This is a genomic window from Aeromonas media, from assembly GCF_020423125.1.
Classification (GTDB): Bacteria; Pseudomonadota; Gammaproteobacteria; order Enterobacterales; family Aeromonadaceae; genus Aeromonas; species Aeromonas media.
On the sequence record NZ_CP075564.1, the window covers coordinates 3,582,777 to 3,601,860 of the forward strand.

Consider the following 19,084-nt stretch of genomic DNA (forward strand, 5'->3'; position numbering starts at 1 on the left):
TCGCCGCCTGTGTAAAAATGTGCGCGCTGTCACGGTATCAGGACGAGTCTGGTCGCTCAGTCGCCAGAAACAGGGCAACCCAGCCCCCATGGATGGAGTTGACTGTTCGCCTGCTGCTTATTTCACGTCACCCATTGGAATCCAACATGAATCAACCACACAACGCCACAGAGCAGGCAGCCAATCCGGCCGCCGGGCAAGGATTGCTCGAGCGCCTGTTTGCCCTGAAAGGCCATGGCACCACGGCCCGTACCGAGGTCATCGCCGGCATCACCACCTTCCTGACCATGGTCTACATAGTGTTCGTCAATCCGCAGATCCTCTCTGCGGCGGGCATGGACACCCAGGCAGTGTTCGTCACTACCTGCCTCATCGCCGGCATCGGCAGCATCCTGATGGGTCTGCTCGCCAACCTGCCCATCGCCCTGGCTCCAGCCATGGGGCTGAATGCCTTCTTCGCCTTCGTGGTAGTGGCCGGCATGGGTTATTCCTGGCAGGTCGGCATGGGCACCATCTTCTGGGGCGCCCTGGGTCTGCTGATCCTCACCCTGCTGCGGGTACGCTACTGGCTGATTGCCAACATCCCCCTCACCCTGCGGGTCGGCATCACGGCCGGCATAGGCCTGCTCATCGCCCTGCTCGGCCTGCACAACGCCGGCATCGTAGTGGCGAGCCCCGCCACCATGGTGACCGTGGGCAACCTCACCTCCCTGCCCTGCCTGCTGGGGCTGCTCGGCTTCTTCCTTATCTGCATCTTCTCCGCCCGCGGCGTGCACTCCGCCGTACTGATCGCCATTGTGGTCACCACCACCCTGGGCTGGCTGTTTGGCGATGTGACCTTCAAGGGCTTCGTCTCTGTGCCGCCGAGCATCACCCCCGTCTTCGGTCAGCTGGACCTGATGGGGTCTCTGGACATAAGCCTGGCCGGGATCATCTTCTCCTTCATGCTGGTCAACCTGTTCGACTCTTCCGGCACCCTGATCGGCGTCACCAACCGCGCCAAGCTGGCCGATGATCGCGGTCACTTCCCGCGTATGAAGCAGGCGCTGGTAGTGGACAGCGTGAGCTCGGTCGGCGGCGCCTTCATGGGCACCTCCTCCGTGACGGCGTACATCGAGAGCAGCTCAGGGGTGGCCGTCGGCGGTCGTACCGGCCTCACCGCCATCGTGGTCGGCGTGTTGTTCCTGCTGGCGATCTTCTTCTCCCCGGTCGCCGCCATGGTGCCCGCGTACGCTGCTGCGGGCGCCCTTATCTACGTGGGCGTGCTGATGTGCTCCGAGCTGACCCGGGTCAAGTGGGAAGACCTGACCGAAGCGGTACCGGCCTTCATGACCGCAGTGATGATGCCGTTCAGCTTCTCCATCACCGAGGGGATAGCCGTGGGCTTCATCTCCTACTGCGTGATGAAGGCGGGCACCGGCCGCTGGCGCGAGATCAACCCCTGCGTGCTGGTGGTAGCCCTGCTGTTCGTGCTCAAGTTCGTCTGGGTCGACAGCCACTAACCCCGGCTTTCGCATACAAAAATGCCCGTCATCGACGGGCATTTTTTTATGGCTGACAAAGGGCAAGGTTCAACGGATGCCGCGGGCCTCGCGGATCCACTCCCAGGCCTGCTGGATCTCCTGAGTCTTCTCCTTGGCCATCTCCATCATCTCGGGCGGCAACCCCTTGGCGGCCAGCTTGTCCGGGTGATGCTTGCTCATCTCCTTGCGATAGGCGCGCTTGATATCCTGATCGCTGTCGCTCTCGCTCACCCCCAGCAGCTGGTAGGCATCCTTGAGGCGATCCTGGGAGGGGGCCTCCTGCCGGTATTGCTGCCCTTGTCCACCCTGCTGCTGGCGGTGGAAGAAGTTCATCTGCGCCTCCGCCATCGCCAGGATCCGCGCCAGCTCGATGCGGCTGAAGCCGAGCTCGTCCGCTATGGTCTGCAGGATGGCGCGCTCGTTGGCCTCCACCTTGCCATCGGCAAAGGCTGCCTGCAGCTGCACCTCAAGGAAGAAGCGCAGGATGTCGCGCTGCCCCAGGCTCGCCTGGCGAAACTCCGCCAGGGTTTCGCGCAGCGGGAAGTCGTTCTCCTTGCCCTGGCGGAACGACTCCTGAGCCCGCACCCGCTGCTCGCCGGAGAGTCGCATCCTGTCCATCAGGCTGGAGGCGACCCGGATCTCGTGCTCGGTGACCTGACCGCTCGCCTTGGCGATGTGGCCCATGACGGCGAAGGTGGCGTGGAAGAAGACCGCCTGCTGCTGCTGGCTGGGAGCTCGCTGGAATGCCCCCCGAATGCCCATGCCCCGATCGAAGCGGTGGCCGATCCAGAGGCCAAGCAGGGCGCCGAAGATGTTGCCGAGCAGAAAACCGAAGAAGGCGCCAAGCACCTTACCCCAAATACGCATGGTTCAAGACCTCGTGATGTTAATGAGTGCCGGCAAGCAGCTGGTCATCCAGCTCCCGCAGCCGATCGACTGTGCCAATATCCCGCCACTCGCCGGCCAGCACGCTGCCACCGACCCGGCCTTGTGCCATCCAGTCGCGCAGCAGGGGTGCCAGCTTGCGGGCACCGCAAGGCAAGGAGACAAAGGCCGCCGGGTGATAGAGGCCGACGCCGCTGAAGGTCAGAGCCGGGCTGTCCTGCACCCTACCCTCCGCCAGGGAGAAATCCCCCTGAGGGTGCTGAGGTGGATTGGGCACCAGCCAGAGGTGGGCCAGGTCATCCGCCAACGGCTGATTCACCAGAGCGCCATAATCGGTATCAATCCAGGTATCGCCGTTGATCACCAAGAAGGGCTCATCCCCCAGCAGTGGCAATGCCTGCACGATGCCGCCCGCAGTCTCGAGCGCACTCTCCTCCGCCGACCACAGGATCTCGACTCCGAACTGGTGGCCATCGCCGAGCGCCTCCACCAGCTTGTGGCCAAGCCAGGCGTGGTTGATGACAAGCTGGGTCACCCCGGCCGCCTTGAGCTTCTCGATGTGGTGGATGATGAGGGGTTTGCCCCCCACCGCCAGCAGCGGCTTGGGCAGCAAGTCGGTGAGCGGGCGCATCCGCTCCCCACGGCCCGCGGCCAGGATCATCGCCTTCATGACGGCTCCCCGGCACGCCGAGCCTCTGCCGTTCGGGTCAGGCCCGGCAGCACAATCCGCTGCAACCAGTCGCCGAAGCGGGCCAGCACAGGATGCTCGGCCCCATGTTGGTGGCACACATCCACCACGTAGCCCAGGGTACGGGGGATGTCCTTGAGGTAGCCGGACTTGCCGTCGCGATGGTAGAGACGGGTGAAGAGGCCGGCCGCCTTGAGGTGGCGCTGCATGCCGGTCAGATCGGCATACCGGCGGAAAGCGGCATAATCGAGATCGCCCAGCAGACCGGCCTGGCTCAGGGTATCGAAGCCATGGCCCATGCCCTGCTCTATCACGGCATCGGGCCAACGCACGTAGCAGTCTTTCAGCAGGGAGACCAGGTCGTAGCTAAGAGGGCCGATGACCATGTCCTGGAAGTCGATGACGGCCAATTGGCTGTCGTCCGGCGTATCGCCACCACACACCATCAGGTTGCGACTGTGGAAGTCTCTGTGCATCACTCCCTGAGGCTGAGCCAGGTTGCTCTCGGTGAGGCAGGCGAATGTCTCCGCCAGCAAGCCTTGCTCCTCGGCGCTCAGGGTCAGTTGCAGATGATGACCCAGCAGCCACTCGGGGAAGATGGCGTTCTCGCGCGCCATGAAGACCTCGTCGAAGGGCTCGAGCTCGAGCGCCACCGATCCGAGCCGAGGCAGCAGGGCGATGGCCTTGCCATACCAGGCCAGCACGTTGTCATCGTTCAGGCAGCCGATGAGCTGGGTATCCCCCAGATCCGTCACCGCCAGCAGGCCCTGCTCATAGTCCACCCCCCTGACCTCGGGAGCCAGCAGCCCCACGGCGTGCAGGGCGGCCGCATTGCGAACGAATTCATGATTTTTTTCGGTTTTCGGATTAGCATCCACCCACACCAGACCACCACCACGGAAGTAGCGGCGGAAACTGGCGTCACCGGAGATCAGGGTCAACTGGAGATTGGCATCACCGGAAATCCGGCGTGCCCATTGCAATAGCAGGGAAGCGCGATCGTGCATGAGTCGGGAACCAAATTGGAAAGCAGCACTTGGCTGTTAGCCCTGGCCGCAATAATGCTTTATCATTGCCGGCTAACATAAAGCAATGACATGCAATGTCAACTCGATGGATCCTGACATAAAATGCATGCCCTGAATCAACCGTTTTTACTACGGATTGCGCGAGCCCTTCACATGACAAAATGGACACTGGGGTGTTCTTATCCCATCGCCCTGACCATCAGCCTTGTTCCTGCCCTGAGCCCGCTCACGGTACAGGCGGCGCCCCTCAACGCGCCACCGGCCACCGGGATCCTCAACAGCCTCTGCTATGACTATGTCCCCAAGATCGAGAAACCCAGCGCGGATCAGGACGCCAATGCCCAGCCCGTCGAAGTGGATGCCGATCGCCTGGAGGCCAAGCAGGGCGGTACTGCCGTCTATGAAGGTGACGTCAAGGTGCGTCAGGGCGTGCGCAAATTTGACTCCGACTATGCCCAGCTTGATCAGAAGAGCCGGGATGTCATTGCCATCGGCAACATCTATTACAACGATGGCCAGATCACGGTCACCAGCGACAAGACCCTCAAATCCAACCTGGACACCAAGAACTCCGAGCTGGAAGAGGGCAAGTATCAGGTTCATGGCTCACCGGTGCGCGGCTTCGCCGAAAAAGTCACCATGACCAACAACAACCAGAACATCACCCTGGAGGGGGCCCAGTACACCACCTGCCCCCCGGGTCAGGAGGCCTGGACCCTGAAGGCCGGCAGCATCGACATCGATCAGTCCGAAGTGTTCGGGGAAGCCTGGAACGCCAGCCTCTGGCTCTATGATTATCCGGTCTTCTATTTCCCTTATATCAACTTCCCCATCAAGGATGAGCGCAAGACCGGTCTGCTCTACCCGGGCTATACCCAAAGCTCCAAGAACGGCATGGACATCACCCAGCCGTTCTACTGGAACATAGCCCCCAACTACGATGCTACCATCACCTCCCGCTTCATGGACAGACGGGGCCTGATGGAGCAGGTCGAGTTCCGCTACATGCCGGATCCGGCCCACGTGGGCACCCTCTATTTCGAAAACCTGGCGGATGACAAGCAGTACGACGAGACGGACAGCCTCAACGATCACCTGTCCGATGGTCACCGCTATCTGCTCAGTGCCCGCCACACCTCCATGTTCATGGACAATGCCATGCGGGTGTCGGTGGACTATACCAAGGTGCGGGATCAGGACTACAACTACTTCAACGACTTCTCCCCCAAGGTGGGGACCCAGGTCGACAACCAGTTGCAGCAATCTCTGAAAGCCGGCTACTACCAGCAGAGCTGGAACCTCAATGCCGAGGTGCGGACCTACCAGATCCTGCTGGCCAGCGCCCAGCAACCCCACGAGCTGATGCCGCGCATCAACCACAACTACTACCAGCAGGGCAGCTGGTACGATCTGGCCTGGAACACCGAGCTGACCAACTTCGGCTACAACAACGACCAGGCCATCGAGGAGAACAAGGGTAGCGCCTACACCGGCACCCGGGTCTACACGGCCCCCACCCTGACCATACCGCTCATCGACGAGGCGGGTTACTTCCTCGACAGCCAGTACAAGCTGATGTACACCCGTTACGATCAGACGGTGCCGGATGACATGAGCAGTACCTTCACCAACCGATTCACGCCTCAGGGCGGGGGTGACGTCACCCTGGAGGAGGGCATCATCACCCGGGTGCTGCCCTCGTTCCGCCTCAAGGGCGGCATGACCTTCGAGCGCGACCAGCAGTGGTTCGGGGAAGGGGCCAGCCAGACCCTGGAGCCCGAGTTCCAGTACCTCTATGTGCCCTACAAGGATCAGGACAACATCGGCGTCTACGACTCCACCACCATGCGCCAGGACTATTACAGCCTGTTCAGCGACCGCCGCTTCGCCGGCCTGGACCGCATCAGCGACTCCAACCGGCTCTCTGTTGGCGTCACTACCCGCATCTATGATCCGGCTGGCGATGAACGAATCCGGCTGGCCGTTGCCCAAGCCTTCGACTTCGTGGCGCCCAGGGTCAAGCTCTACGCCAGCGACAATCTGAGCACCAATACCCGCTCGCCGCTGTCGTTCGAGGGCGATGCCAAGATCAACGAGCAGTGGTATGCCCATGCCGGAGCACAATATGATGTGGAGCAGCGCCAGATAAGCTCTGCCAACAGCGCCCTGGAGTACCGCCATGAGAAGCTGATCAGTCAGTTGAACCACCGCTTCGTGCGGGATGCCAACTATGACCTCGACCGCAAGGGCGAGGTGACGGATCTCAACCAGATCGGCTTGCTGTTGACCACCCCGCTCAACGATCAGTGGCACCTCTATGGCGGCTACTATCAGGAGCTCGACCAGAACGTCAAAGTCGACCGCAAGGTGGGTCTGAAATATGACTCCTGCTGCTGGAGCATCAACTTCAACCTGGAGTGGGTCAATACGCCGGACAACGTGAACCTGGCCCCGACGTCCGAGCGCAGCCTCGGCATTCAATTTGAAATGAAAGGATTGGGTAGCGTGGGTACCGGCTCCAAGGGTACCTCCCTGGATACCGAAGCACTGCCTTACATTCGTCCGTTTAACCTGCGAGACCAATAACGGGTCTGGCAAACGCCTTGAGAGATGGATATGAAGAAGACGTTGATTTCCCTGCTGACCGCAGGCCTGTTTGGAGTCATGAGCCAGGGCGCCTTCGCCGCGCCCGAGCTGATGGACAAGGTGCTTGCCGTGGTCAACAAGGACGTGGTACTGGCCAGTCAGCAGGAAGCCCTGGTGCAGAAGGTGAAGGCCTCAGCCCAGGAGAGCGGCCAATCCCTGCCCGATGACGTCACCCTGCGCAAGCAGGCGCTGGATCGCCTGATCCAGGAGAGCCTGCAACTGCAACTGGCGGATCGCCAGGGGCTCAAGATCAGTGACACCCAGTTGGAGCAGGCCATCCAGAGCATCGCCGCCGACAACAAGATGACCCTGGATCAACTGCGTGCCCAGCTCGAACGGGAAGGGCTGACCTATGCCCAGTACCGGGAGGAGGTGCGCCGCGAGATCCTGATGAACGAGGTGCGCCGCAGCCAGGTCCGCCGCCGCATCAACATCTCCGAGCAGGAGGTGAAGCAGGTGGTCGAGGCCCTGAGCAAACAGGGTCAGCAACAGACCGAGTACCACGTCGGTCACATCCAGGTTGCCCTGCCTGACAACCCGAATGCCGAGCAGCTCAACGCCGCCAAGGCCAAGATTGAACGCATCCTGGCCGCGCTGAAAGAGGGGGCGGACTTCCGCAAGCTGGCCATCGCCGAGAGCAACGGTCCCAAGGCCCTGGAAGGGGGAGACTGGGGCTGGATGAGCCCGCAGGAGATGCCGACCCTGATGGCCGAAGCGGTACAGGGTGCCAGCAAGGGTGACATCGTCGGCCCGCTGCGCTCGGGCGCCGGTCTGCACATCGTCAAGATCTTCGACACCAAGGGTCAGCAGCAAGTGATGCAGACCGAGGTGAAGGCGCGCCACATCCTGATCAAGCCCTCCATCATCCTGAGCGAGGAGAAGGCCAAGGGCACCCTGGACGGCATTCTGCACGACATCAAGAGCGGCAAGGCGAGCTTCGCCAGCATGGCGGAGAAGTACTCCGAAGATCCGGGCTCTGCGGTGCAGGGTGGCGAGCTGGGCTGGTCCGATCCCAACGTCTATGTGCCGGAGTTCCGCGACATGGTCAACCGCCTGCAACCGGGTCAGCTCAGCGAGCCCTTCCGCACCACCCACGGCTGGCACATAGTGCAGCTGGAAGATCGCCGCAGCCAGGATGCCACCGGCAAGGCCCAGGAGCAGCGTGCCTATCAGCTGATCTTCAACCGCCGCTTCACCGAAGAGTCCCAGGCCTGGTTGGATGAGCTGCGCGACGAAGCCTACATCCAGATCGAACCCAATTAATGGCCGATGAGCAGATGAACAGCCATCGTCTTGCCATCACCCCGGGTGAGCCCGCCGGCATAGGCCCGGACCTGGTGCTGCAGATAGCCCAGCGGGACTGGCCACACCAGCTGGTGGTGATCGCCGATCCCGCCCTGCTGCGCGAACGCGCCGCCCTGCTGGGGCTGCCCATCGAACTGGAACCCTATGATGCCGCTGCCCCCGTGAGGGGGCAGCGGGCGGGGACCCTGACGGTCTGTCCCGTTCCCCTCGGCGCCCCCGTGGTGCCGGGTGAACTCGACGAGGGCAATGGCGCCTATGTGCTGGCCACCCTGCAGCGTGCCTGTGACGGCAACCTGAGCGGCGAGTTCGCCGCCGTGGTGACCGGCCCGGTGCACAAAGGGATCATCAACCAGGCGGGCGTCTCTTTCAGCGGTCACACCGAATTCTTCGCCCAGCAGTCAGACACCGCCGACGTGGTGATGCTGCTGGCCACCGAAGGGCTGCGGGTGGCGCTGGCGACCACCCACATTCCCCTCGCCTATGTGGCCATGGCCATCACGCAGGAGCGCCTTGGCAAGGTGATCCGCATCCTGGATGCGGATCTCAAGGGAAAATTCGGCATCGAACACCCCAGAATTTACGTCTGCGGCCTCAACCCCCACGCCGGGGAAGGGGGCCATCTCGGCCGTGAAGAGATCGACGTGATCGAACCTGCCCTGGCCGACTTGCGCCAGGAAGGGATCGATCTGGTCGGCCCCTTGCCGGCCGATACCCTGTTCCAGGACAAATACCTCAAGGATGCGGATGCGGTACTCGCCATGTACCACGACCAGGGGCTGCCGGTGCTCAAATACAAGGGCTTTGGCAACTCGGTCAACATCACCCTCGGACTTCCTTTCATCCGTACTTCGGTGGATCACGGCACCGCACTGGATCTGGCAGGCAAGGGCCTGGCGGACTCCGGGAGCCTGATCACCGCGATTAACCACGCCATCCAGATGGTAGAGAAAAAAAGATATGAGCAGTAAGGTGCAGAGCAACAAGGTGCACATGGGCCACACGGCCCGTAAGCGTTTCGGTCAGAACTTCTTGCACGACCGCTATGTGATCGACCAGATCGTCGCCGCCATCAATCCACAGCCGGGTCAGAACCTGGTGGAAATCGGCCCGGGTCTGGCGGCACTGACCGAACCGGTCGCCTCCCAGATGGACAAGATGACGGTGGTCGAGCTTGACCGGGATCTGGCGGCTCGCCTGCGCGAGCACCCGACCCTCAAGGACAAGCTGACGGTGATCGAGGCCGATGCCATGCGCTTCGACTTCGGCACCCTGATGGGGGAAGGCAAACCGCCCCTGCGCATCTTCGGCAACCTGCCCTACAACATCTCCACCCCGCTCATCTTCCACCTGTGCGAGTTCGCCGATCGGGTGGAGGACATGCACTTCATGCTGCAAAAGGAAGTGGTATTGCGGATGTGCGCAGGCCCGGGCAGCAAGGCCTATGGCCGCCTGAGCGTCATGGTCCAGTACTACTGCCAGGTGATCCCGGTGCTGGAAGTGGGCCCAGTTGCCTTCAAGCCAGCCCCCAAGGTCGACTCGGCCGTGGTGCGACTGGTGCCACACAAGAATCCGACAATCGTCGCGAAAGACCTCCGCTGCCTGAGCCGGGTCTGCACAGAGGGCTTCGGCCAGCGTCGCAAGACCATCCGCAACAGCTTCTCCAATTTCATCACCGACGCTCAGCTGACCGAGCTTGGCATCGATGGCAACCTGCGCCCGGAGAACCTCTCCCTCGAGCAGTTCGTCATGATCGCCAACTGGCTGGCCGATCAGCAGCAGGCCTGATCCCATGGCATCCACCCGGATAGTGGTGCGCCCGCACCCCAGCTATGTGGCGGGCACCGAGGATCCCTACCATTTTCTCTATCTCATCGAGATAGAGAATCTGGGGCCGGGCAAGGTACAGCTGCTGCATCGGCGCTGGCTCATCACGGATGCCAATGGCAAGATGCTGGAAGTGGAAGGGCCGGGGGTCGTGGGCGAGCAGCCCTTCATCGCCCCCGGCGAGACCTTCAGCTATCAGAGTGGCGTACCGCTCGCCACCCCCTTCGGCGTGATGGAAGGCAGTTATACCCTGCAAGACGAATCGGGGCAGCAATTCGAGGCCCCCATCGCCCCTTTCACACTGGCCGTTCCCAACATTATCAACTGAGGTTTCATGGCGAATTGTTTCGTCGGTGATATCCAGGGCTGTTACGACGATCTGCGCCGTCTGCTGGATCTTGCCGAATTCGACTCCGACAAGGACACGCTCTGGCTGTGTGGCGACCTGGTCGCCCGCGGGCCGGATTCCCTCAACACCCTGCGCTTCGTCAAGTCACTGGGGAGCCGCGCCGTGACCGTGCTCGGCAACCACGACCTGCACTTGCTGGCGGTGGCTCATGGGGTCGCCCCTCTCAAGAAGAAAGACAAGCTTCAGGCCCTGATGGAGGCCCCGGATCGGGACGAGCTGCTGGAGTGGCTGCGCCACCGCCCCCTGCTGGCGGAGCACCCGGATCTGCCCATCATGATGATCCATGCCGGACTCTCTCCGGCCTGGGATGCCCACACGGCACGCAGTTGTGCCCGTGAAGTGGAGACGCTGCTGCGCGGCGATCAGTACAGCTGGCTGCTGCACCACATGTATGGCGACCAGCCCGATAGCTGGGACGAAAACCTGCAGGGGATAGAGCGCTACCGCTACATCATCAACACCTTCACCCGGATGCGCTTCTGCTACTTCGATGGCCGGCTCGACTTCAAGTGCAAGAAGGGACCCACAGAGTCCACCCCGGGCCTGCGCCCCTGGTTCGAGCAGCGCGAGCACCACGACGACGACCCCATCCTGGTATTCGGCCACTGGGCGGCACTGATGGGTGCCACCGGCAAGGCGGACATCAAGGGGCTGGACACCGGCTGCGTGTGGGGCAACAGCCTCACCCTCTGGCGCTATGAAGACGATGCCCTGATAGCGACCCCCTGCCCCGCCTATGCCAAGTGAAACAAAGACGCTGGCGATATAAAGAGGCCCGGCATTGCCGGGCCTCTTCGTTGGTCAGCACGCAGGCTAGAGCCTGCGCCCCAGCCGCTTCTCGACCTGGCGCCGCTCCCATTCAGGCCCGAACAGCCTGAACGGCTGGAACAGGTTGATGGCATGGGACATCAGGCCAAGCCCCCAGCCCAGCATGGGCCACCAGGCCCAGATATAGTCCGGGTTGCTCAGGTAGTTGATGACAAACAGCCCCCATATCACCAGCACATAGCTGATGAGGTGGCCGTAGAAGCCTTTGAGCCCCTCGACGAACTTCATCGCCTCCCGCTCATCCTTGGCCACCTGCACCGTCCCCTGACTGTCGGTCTCGTTCCCTTTCATCTCGCTCTCCTGCAGTTGCGTCACATCGAGCTCAAAGACGGAGGCCAGGGCCTTGAGGGATTCCAGTCCGGGCTGCTGGCCCTGCTCGATCCGCTGTATGGTGCGGACACTCAGGCCAGTCAGGGTCGCCAACTGATCCTGGGACCACCCCCGTTGCAATCTCAACTTCCTGACGATCATCTCGAACTCCTTGTGGTGATTGACAGGGCCAGCATAGGGCCAGCGCGGCGAGAGGTGACACGACAGAGGGCCGACATATACCTGACTATCCTTTAAAATCAATAAGTTGAAATAAAAAATTGGATTTTTGTCAGCCCCCGTGCGCGCAGATCGGTGCGCCCGACCAGATTGTCACAGGCTCTGCATCAGCTTGGCGGCGATCTCGAAGGAACGCAGCCTGGCCTGATGATCGACGATGGGCCCGTTGAACATCAGCTCGTCGGCCCCGGTTTCGGCCAGCAAGGCCTTGAGACCGTGACGTACCTGATCCGGATCCCCCACCAGGGAGCGGGCCAGGGTCTGCTCCATCGCCATCAGCTCCCGGGGTGACCACTGCTCCCCCAGATTCTCCACCGGCAGCGGCAGCTTGCCGGCATCCCCCCGATAGAGGCGCAGGAACTGCTGCTGAAGCGTGGTGAACAGGAAACGGGCCTCCCGGGTCGTGTCGGCAGCGATCACGTTGATGCAGACCACCGCATAAGGCTTGGGCCAGCGCGCGGAAGGGCGGAACTGAGTACGGTAAATCTCCAGTGCCTGCAACAGCAGACCGGGTGCAAAGTGAGAGGCAAAACCGAACGGCAACCCCATGGCGGCCGCCAGCTGGGCGCTGTAGAGGCTGGAGCCCAGCAACCAGATCGGCACATGCAGCCCTTGGCCAGGTACCGCCTGCACGGCGCCCACCTCGTCACCGAAGTAACCCATCAGCTCACGCACGTCCGCAGGAAAATCATCCACCTCGCCGCCGCGCTGACGACGCAGCGCCTGCATGGTGCGTTGATCGGTGCCGGGCGCACGACCGAGACCGAGATCGATCCGATCCGGGTAGAGAGAGGCCAGCGTGCCGAACTGCTCGGCGATCACCAGGGGCGAGTGGTTCGGCAGCATGATGCCGCCGGCCCCCAGCCGCAGGGTGCTGGTGGCGCCGGCCAGATGGCCGATGAGCACGGCGGTGGCGGCACTGGCGATCCCCGGCATGTTGTGATGTTCCGCCAGCCAGTAGCGGTGATAGCCCCAGCGCTCGGCATGCCGGGCCAGATCCTGCGAATGACGAAACGACTCGGCCGGCAGGCTACCTTCGGGGACGGGCACCAGATCCAGGACGGAATAGGGAACGACAGGCATGGGACACTCCATTGATTCAAAGGCGATTCATCAGTGGAGCAATGTAGCATGAGATATCTGAATGAATCACGCAACCCGGTTGTCGGTGAGGCGCCCCGTCCGTGCCGGCGAGGGTGCGCCCCTGAAGATAGAGGGCCGCTTCCCCCCTCACCTCCTATGCTTTTTGTCATCTTGCGAGCACACTGTTTAGCAGATCATCGCGGGGTGCGCCCGCAGGACAAGGACAGGTCCATGACAAAAACAAGCCTCGGCAGCAAACCCTTTTACGTGCACATTGCCACCCTCTTCATTCTGCTGTTCTCCGTGCTGGGGGGCGCCCTCATCATGTTGCAGTTTCAGCAGGGCATGCAGCAGGGGTTGGCGCACGAGCGACAGAGCTTCCAGCAGTACAGGGAACAGCTCGCGCTTGCCATCAAGTTGAACCAGCGCCCGGCTCGCATGTCGCTCAGCCTGCTGCGCAGTGGCCAGCTGGCCGCCATGACCAGCCTGGAATCCCGCCTCGGCTACCTGCCCCAACTGGCCGAGGTGCTGGCCAACAGCGCCAGCTATGGTGCCATCTATGCCGGTTACGAGAACGGCGACTTCTTCCTGGTGCGCAAGTTGACCGAGCGGGCCAGGGGATTGCTGGACAGCCCCCCTCCCGGGAGCCACCTGCTGGTACAGAGCCTGAGTCAGGGCCGGGGAGAGTTCCTCTATTTCGACCAGCGGCTGCGACTGCTGGAGCGGCGGCCCATGCCGGACTATCGCTTCGATCCGCGCGACCGTGGCTGGTACAAGGAGGCGCGCTGGGGCACGGGCATCATAGTGACCCACCCCTATCTCTTCTTCACCACCAGAGAGCCTGGCATGACGCTGGCGGTGGAGAGCGACGATCGCCGGGCGGTGATCGGGCTGGATGCCGGTGTGGAGGGGCTTTCCTCCCTCATCGGCGAGCTGCCTCTGCCCAGCTATTGCCAGCTGGTGATGTTCGACGAAGTCGGAACCCTGCTGACAACGGATCCCAAACGGCTGCCCAGCTTCGATCAACTGAGCCGGCTGCCCATGTTGTCGGCGCTCAAGCAACCCATACTGACCAAGTTGCAACAGGAGATGGCATCCAGACCCACCCTGCTGCACGAGCCAACCGAGCTGACGCTGACTGCCGAGGATGGCCGCGACTGGCTGGTCAACCTCTCCGCCCTCGACGAGGGGTCTCCCTTCTACCTGGCCCTGCTGGTACCGACGGACGAACTCACCGCACCGGCCCGCCACGACGCCCTGCGCAATCTGGCCTGGGCATGTGCCGGTCTGCTGCTGCTGCTGCCCATCATCTGGCTGGTGGCGAGACGCACCGCCGCCCCCTTGCTGGCGCTGACGCAAGAGGCCGAACGGATCCAGCACTTCGACTTCGGCGAGAGCAAGCGGCCAGACTCGGCGATCCGCGAGATAGACGATCTCGCCCGCGCCATGTCCAGCATGCGACTGACCCTCGGCAATTTCATGAACATGGGTCTGGCGCTGGCGGCCGAACACCGCTTCGACTCCCTGCTCAGCCGCATCCTGCACGAGACGGTGGCGGCGGCCCAGGCTGAGGGGGGCAGCCTCTATCTAGCCCAGGAGAAGCAGATGAAGGCGGTTCAGGCCATCTGGCAACGGCAGCCCCTGGACTGTGAACAGTTGCACTGGCAGGAGTCCCTGCTCGGCGGCCTCTATCATACAGAGCGACTCAGCCTGCCCCTTAATGCCGAGCAGTGGTCGCACTGCCTGGCCGACTGGGGCCCCTTCCCCGGCCCCCGCCAACTACTGGCCGAGCCCCTCTACAACCACCGCCAGGAGCTTATCGGCTGCCTGCTGCTGATCTTGCCGGACTGCGCACCGCGGGAGCTGGCGTCACGCATCAGCCTCATCGAGGCGCTGGCGGGCATGTCCGCCTCCGCCATCGAGAATCAGCGCCTGCTGGAGGAGCAAAAGCAGTTGCTGGAGGCCTTCATCGAGCTTATCGCCGGTGCCATCGACGCCAAGAGTCCCTATACCGGAGGCCACTGCCAGCGAGTGCCCGAACTGACCCGCATGTTGACGGAGGCGGCCTGCGCCCAGCAGCAGGGCCCCTTTGGCGACTTCACCCTCAGCGACGAGGAGTGGGAGGCCATCCATATCGCGAGCTGGCTGCACGACTGCGGCAAGGTCACCACACCAGAGTTCGTGGTGGACAAGGCCACCAAGCTGGAGACCATCTACGACAGGATCCACGAGATCCGCACCCGTTTCGAGGTGCTCAAGCGCGACGCCCATATAGAAGCGCTGGCGGCCCGGCTGCCCGCCTCCGATCGGCAGGCAGCCCTCGAGGCAGTGACCCCGACCTGGCAGATGCTGGATCAGGAGTTCGCCTTCGTCGCCGAGTGCAACCTGGGGGGCGAGTGGATGGCACCGGAAAAACTGGCGCGGCTCGATGCCATCGCCAGCCGCACCTGGCTGCGCACCCTGGATGATCGCCTAGGCGTCAGCCCGGAGGAGCTAAAGCGCCATCCCGGGGAGGCGGCTCCCCTGCCCTGCCGCGAGTCGCTGCTGGCCGACAAGCCGGTGCACCTCATTCCCCGCCCCCCCCACGACAACCTGACCAGGCACAATCCCTGGGGCTTCAAGGTCAGGGTCCCCGCCCATCTCTACAACCGGGGGGAACATTACAACCTCGCCATCGGCCGTGGCACCCTCACCGAGGAGGAGCGCTACAAGATCAACGATCACATCATCCAGACCATCCGCATGCTGGAGAAGCTCCCCTTTCCCCGTCACCTGCGCAAGGTGCCGGAGATCGCAGGGGGCCACCACGAGCGGATGGACGGCACCGGCTACCCGCGCCAGTTACAGGGTGAGCAGATGAGCATTCCCGCCCGCATCATGGCCATCGCCGACATCTTCGAGGCCCTGACCGCGAGCGATCGTCCCTACAAATCGGGCAAGACGGTCTCCCAGTCCCTGACCATCATGCAGAAGATGGTGCAGGAGCAGCACATAGACCCGGCACTGTTCACCCTGTTCATCGACAGCGGGGTCTGGCGGGACTATGCCCTGCGCTTCCTCGCCCCCGAGCAGCTGGACGAGGCGGCCTGCCAGGCCCTGCTGGCGGAACCGCATTAGCCGCTATCCGCCAAGCGCCCATAAAAAAACGGTCAACCGAAGTTGACCGTTTTTTTATCTCCAGGCTGCCCCTTAGAACAGCAGGTGCGCCACACCGGCGATCACCGGCAGTGTCACCAGGGTACGCAGCAGGAAGATGACGAACAGTTCCCACAGCTTGACCGGGATCTTGCTGCCCAGCAGCAGGGCGCCCACTTCCGACATATAGATGAGCTGGGTCACCGACATGGCGGCGATCACGAAGCGGGTGATGTCGCTCTCTATGGTTGAAGCCAGCACAGCCGGGATGAACATGTCGGCGAAGCCCACCATGATGGTCTTGGACGCCGCCTCGGCCTCCGGCAGTTGCAGCAGCTCCAGCAAGGGGACGAAGGGCGCGCCCAGCCAGTTGAAGATGGGGGTGTGCTCCGCCAGCATCAGGGCACAGGTCCCGATCGCCATCACCACCGGCAACACGCCGAACACCATATCCAGGGCATTCTTCACCCCTTCCCGCGCCACGGCGCCGAGGTCCGTCATGCTGTCGGCCTTGGTCAGGGCACGCTGATAGCCATAACTCAGCACGCTGTGCTGGTGGGGGATAGCCTCCTGCTTGCGGCACAGGGGAGTACCGTCGCTGTAGACATCCTTCTTCCAGGAGAGCGGCGGCAAGCGCGGCACCACTATGGCGGCGACCACGCCGGCCAGGCAGACGGTCAGGTAGAAGGGAACGAACATGTGTTCCAGCTTCACCTGGGAGATCACCACCAGACAGAAGGTGATGGAGACCGCAGAGAAGGTGGTACCGATGACGGCCGCTTCACGCTGGGTGTAGAACTTGCCCTCGTACTGCTTGCTGGTAAGCAGGATGCCGACACTGCCATCCCCGAGCCAGGAGGCGAAGCAATCCACTGCGGAGCGACCAGGCAAGCGGAACACCGGGCGCATGATGCGGGTCATCATGGTGCCGACAAACTCCAGCAGACCGAAGTCCAGCAGTAGCGGCAGCAGCAAGCCGGCGAAGATGAAGACGGAGAACAGTACCGGCAGCAGATCGTGCAGCACCAGACCGCCGGTCGCCCCGGAACGCAGCACTTCGGGACCGGCCTCGAAGAAGGTCAACAGCACGAAGAGGCCCCCCAGTACCCGCACGCAGGCCCAGAAGGGGGAGACGTTGAACAGGCTGTTGAGGAAGGGGCGTCTCACCAGGATCGCCGGCTTGAACAACCAGGCGATCAAGGTCATCAGCATGGTAGTAGTAATGATGGCGCTGACCATGGCCACCAGATAGTCGGCGAACACCGTCTGTACCAGCTTCGCCAGCACGGCGACGGGGATGGTGACATTGCCGTCATAGATGACGGGGGTCATGAACAGCAGGATCCCGATGAGCGACGGGATCAAAAACATCAGCACATTGCGGCGAGTATGGATCGCCGGTGCCTGCAGGGTCTTTTCCAACATGATAGACAGCCTTAAATGTGACTTTTCCTTCAGCCAGGCCGCCTGCATATTCATGCCCTCGCCCGGCAAACGGGCGCAAGAATAACCCAAAAAACTGCACAAACAAGCTTTTAATGGATTATTTCAAGCATAAATATTTTATCAGGCAAACCATCCATAAGAACAAACCAAAACAATCATGCATATCAATTCAATTCAACAGGTTAGCATAATGTTTCATACAGGTTACGTTCAGGGGCGCAGTATAATCCGTTGCGGTTGGCAGGCAATAAGTGGCATGAGAAATATATCTATAAGGTGATCCCGTCGATCCTCCCATAAAAAAACCGGAGCCTGTCGGGGCTCCGGTCTTGTCACGAAAGAGAGTCTCAGTCGCGGACGTAGATCACTTCGACACCGTCGTCATCTTCGTCATCCCAGTCGTCGTCATCGTCCAGAGCGTCATCGAAGGCCTTGGAGGCCGCCAGGGCTTCCGCCTCCGCCTGGGCCAGCTGGTTCTTGTGGTAATCGTCCCACTTGAACTCGACCTTCTCGATGGCGGCCTTGGCATCGGCTTCCAGCTGACGGGGCATGGTGTCCAGCAGATCCAGGATGTCGTAGCAGACCTTCTTGGTGCCTTCCTTGCTGATGGCGGTGATCTGGTAGACAGGGCCTTCGTAGGCCAGCGCGGCCTTGACGCGATCCATCACTTCCTGAGCTTCTTCTTCCAGGATCAGATCCATCTTGTTGAACACCAGCCAGCGCGGCTTGCCTGCCAGCTCGGGGCTGTATTTCTCCAGCTCCCGGACTATGGTCACGGCATTTTCGGCCGGATCGGAACCATCGACCGGGCAGATGTCCACCAGATGGATCAGCACACGGCAACGCTCGAGGTGCTTGAGGAAGCGGATACCGAGGCCGGCACCTTCGGCAGCGCCTTCGATCAGACCCGGGATATCGGCGATGACGAAGGAACGGGAATTCTCCCCACGTACCACGCCCAGGTTCGGCACCAGAGTAGTGAAGGGATAGTCAGCCACCTTCGGGCGAGCAGCAGAGACGGCGCGAATGAAGGTGGACTTGCCTGCGTTGGGCAGGCCCAGCATGCCGACGTCAGCCAGCAGCAGCAGTTCCAGCTTCAGGGTACGCACTTCACCCGGGGTGCCGTTGCTCTTCTGATAGGGGGCACGGTTGACCGAGCTCTTGAAACGGGTGTTGCCAAGGCCGTGGAAGCCGCCCTTGGCGACCAGCAGCTTCTGGCCGTGGGTAGTCAGATCCCCCAGCAGTTCACCGGTATCTTCATCGCTGGCGCGGGTACCGACCGGGACGCGCAGGGTGCGATCCTTGCCGCGTCGGCCGGTACAGTTGGCGCTCTGACCGTTCTCGCCACGCTCGGCGGCATGGAAACGCTCGAAACGGTAGTCGATCAGGGTGTTCAGGTTCTCATCGGCAATCAGATAGACATCGCCACCGTCACCGCCGTCACCGCCGTCCGGGCCGCCGTTCGGGATGTACTTCTCACGGCGAAAGCTCACACAACCGTTACCACCGTCACCGGCATCGACTCGAATCTGGACTTCATCAACAAACTTCATAGGTAACCGTCACCTTAATTCGAAAAACCGATACGCAATTATAGTGGTACAGGCCCCTTCGGGCGAGACGCATCTGGCCGATGAGGCCCGTCTGCGCCGGCTCATCCGCGTGCCGTTTTTTCGTCAAACTCATCAGAAAAACAAAAGCCCCGCCAGGTTGGCGGGGCTTCGGATCCTTGCGG

General features: G+C 62.1%; 15 protein-coding genes. 8 read left to right on the plus strand and 7 right to left on the minus strand.

What is annotated here, in order from left to right:
* Positions 1-146: 146 nt before the first annotated feature.
* The gene (locus KI797_RS16485) at positions 147-1,502 is read left to right on the plus strand and encodes an NCS2 family permease (protein ID WP_041206332.1); all 1,356 of its coding nucleotides are present in this window, start codon (positions 147-149) and stop codon (positions 1,500-1,502) included.
* A gap of 69 nt (positions 1,503-1,571) precedes the next feature.
* On the opposite strand, the gene djlA is transcribed toward KI797_RS16485, so the two are convergent.
* The 3 genes from djlA to KI797_RS16500 are packed head-to-tail and all read right to left on the minus strand — an operon-like array spanning position 1,572 to position 4,103.
* Entirely contained in the window at positions 1,572-2,390 is an 819-nt protein-coding gene (gene djlA, locus KI797_RS16490) for a co-chaperone DjlA (protein ID WP_005327208.1), read from the minus strand.
* A gap of 19 nt (positions 2,391-2,409) precedes the next feature.
* Positions 2,410-3,078 carry an N-acetylmuramate alpha-1-phosphate uridylyltransferase MurU gene (gene murU / locus KI797_RS16495; RefSeq protein ID WP_226170162.1) on the minus strand — a complete coding sequence of 223 codons (669 nt, stop codon included), beginning with the start codon at positions 3,076-3,078 and terminating at the stop codon, positions 2,410-2,412.
* Positions 3,075-4,103, minus strand: coding sequence for an aminoglycoside phosphotransferase family protein (locus KI797_RS16500; RefSeq protein ID WP_226170165.1), 1,029 nt, complete (start codon positions 4,101-4,103; stop codon positions 3,075-3,077). The genes murU and KI797_RS16500 overlap by 4 nt, the downstream gene beginning before the upstream one ends.
* 174 nt (positions 4,104-4,277) lie before the next feature.
* Here KI797_RS16500 and lptD point away from each other — a divergent pair, with 174 nt between their 5' ends.
* The 6 genes from lptD to KI797_RS16530 are packed head-to-tail and all read left to right on the plus strand — an operon-like array spanning position 4,278 to position 11,055.
* Positions 4,278-6,710: an LPS assembly protein LptD gene (gene lptD, locus KI797_RS16505; RefSeq protein WP_226170169.1), complete on the plus strand. Its 2,433-nt coding sequence runs from the start codon at positions 4,278-4,280 to the stop codon at positions 6,708-6,710.
* A gap of 30 nt (positions 6,711-6,740) precedes the next feature.
* Positions 6,741-8,033, plus strand: coding sequence for a peptidylprolyl isomerase SurA (surA, locus tag KI797_RS16510; protein WP_043130437.1), 1,293 nt, complete (start codon positions 6,741-6,743; stop codon positions 8,031-8,033).
* Positions 8,034-8,047: 14 nt separating this feature from the next.
* Complete coding sequence (gene pdxA / locus KI797_RS16515; RefSeq protein ID WP_043130574.1) at positions 8,048-9,043, plus strand: 4-hydroxythreonine-4-phosphate dehydrogenase PdxA; 996 nt, start codon at positions 8,048-8,050, stop codon at positions 9,041-9,043.
* Positions 9,033-9,860, plus strand: coding sequence for a 16S rRNA (adenine(1518)-N(6)/adenine(1519)-N(6))-dimethyltransferase RsmA (gene rsmA, locus KI797_RS16520; RefSeq protein ID WP_226170171.1), 828 nt, complete (start codon positions 9,033-9,035; stop codon positions 9,858-9,860). The genes pdxA and rsmA overlap by 11 nt, the downstream gene beginning before the upstream one ends.
* 4 nt (positions 9,861-9,864) lie before the next feature.
* Complete coding sequence (gene apaG / locus KI797_RS16525) at positions 9,865-10,227, plus strand: Co2+/Mg2+ efflux protein ApaG (RefSeq protein ID WP_171272523.1); 363 nt, start codon at positions 9,865-9,867, stop codon at positions 10,225-10,227.
* 6 nt (positions 10,228-10,233) lie between these two features.
* Positions 10,234-11,055 carry a symmetrical bis(5'-nucleosyl)-tetraphosphatase gene (locus KI797_RS16530; RefSeq protein WP_005327236.1) on the plus strand — a complete coding sequence of 274 codons (822 nt, stop codon included), beginning with the start codon at positions 10,234-10,236 and terminating at the stop codon, positions 11,053-11,055.
* Between the two features lie 66 nt (positions 11,056-11,121).
* Here KI797_RS16530 and KI797_RS16535 read toward each other — a convergent pair whose 3' ends face one another.
* A complete protein-coding gene (locus KI797_RS16535) occupies positions 11,122-11,607 on the minus strand; it encodes a 2TM domain-containing protein (RefSeq protein WP_226170173.1) in 486 nt (161 codons plus the stop codon).
* A gap of 171 nt (positions 11,608-11,778) precedes the next feature.
* The gene (locus KI797_RS16540; protein ID WP_226170176.1) at positions 11,779-12,768 is read right to left on the minus strand and encodes a luciferase-like monooxygenase; all 990 of its coding nucleotides are present in this window, start codon (positions 12,766-12,768) and stop codon (positions 11,779-11,781) included.
* A 231-nt stretch (positions 12,769-12,999) separates the two neighbouring features.
* On the opposite strand from KI797_RS16540, the gene KI797_RS16545 reads away from it, so the two are divergent.
* Positions 13,000-15,885 carry an HD domain-containing phosphohydrolase gene (locus KI797_RS16545; protein WP_226170178.1) on the plus strand — a complete coding sequence of 962 codons (2,886 nt, stop codon included), beginning with the start codon at positions 13,000-13,002 and terminating at the stop codon, positions 15,883-15,885.
* 72 nt (positions 15,886-15,957) lie between these two features.
* Here KI797_RS16545 and KI797_RS16550 read toward each other — a convergent pair whose 3' ends face one another.
* Complete coding sequence (locus tag KI797_RS16550) at positions 15,958-17,328, minus strand: YjiH family protein (RefSeq protein ID WP_043130455.1); 1,371 nt, start codon at positions 17,326-17,328, stop codon at positions 15,958-15,960.
* A 368-nt stretch (positions 17,329-17,696) separates the two neighbouring features.
* The gene (gene cgtA / locus KI797_RS16555) at positions 17,697-18,902 is read right to left on the minus strand and encodes an Obg family GTPase CgtA (RefSeq protein ID WP_218409651.1); all 1,206 of its coding nucleotides are present in this window, start codon (positions 18,900-18,902) and stop codon (positions 17,697-17,699) included.
* Positions 18,903-19,084: the final 182 nt, after the last annotated feature.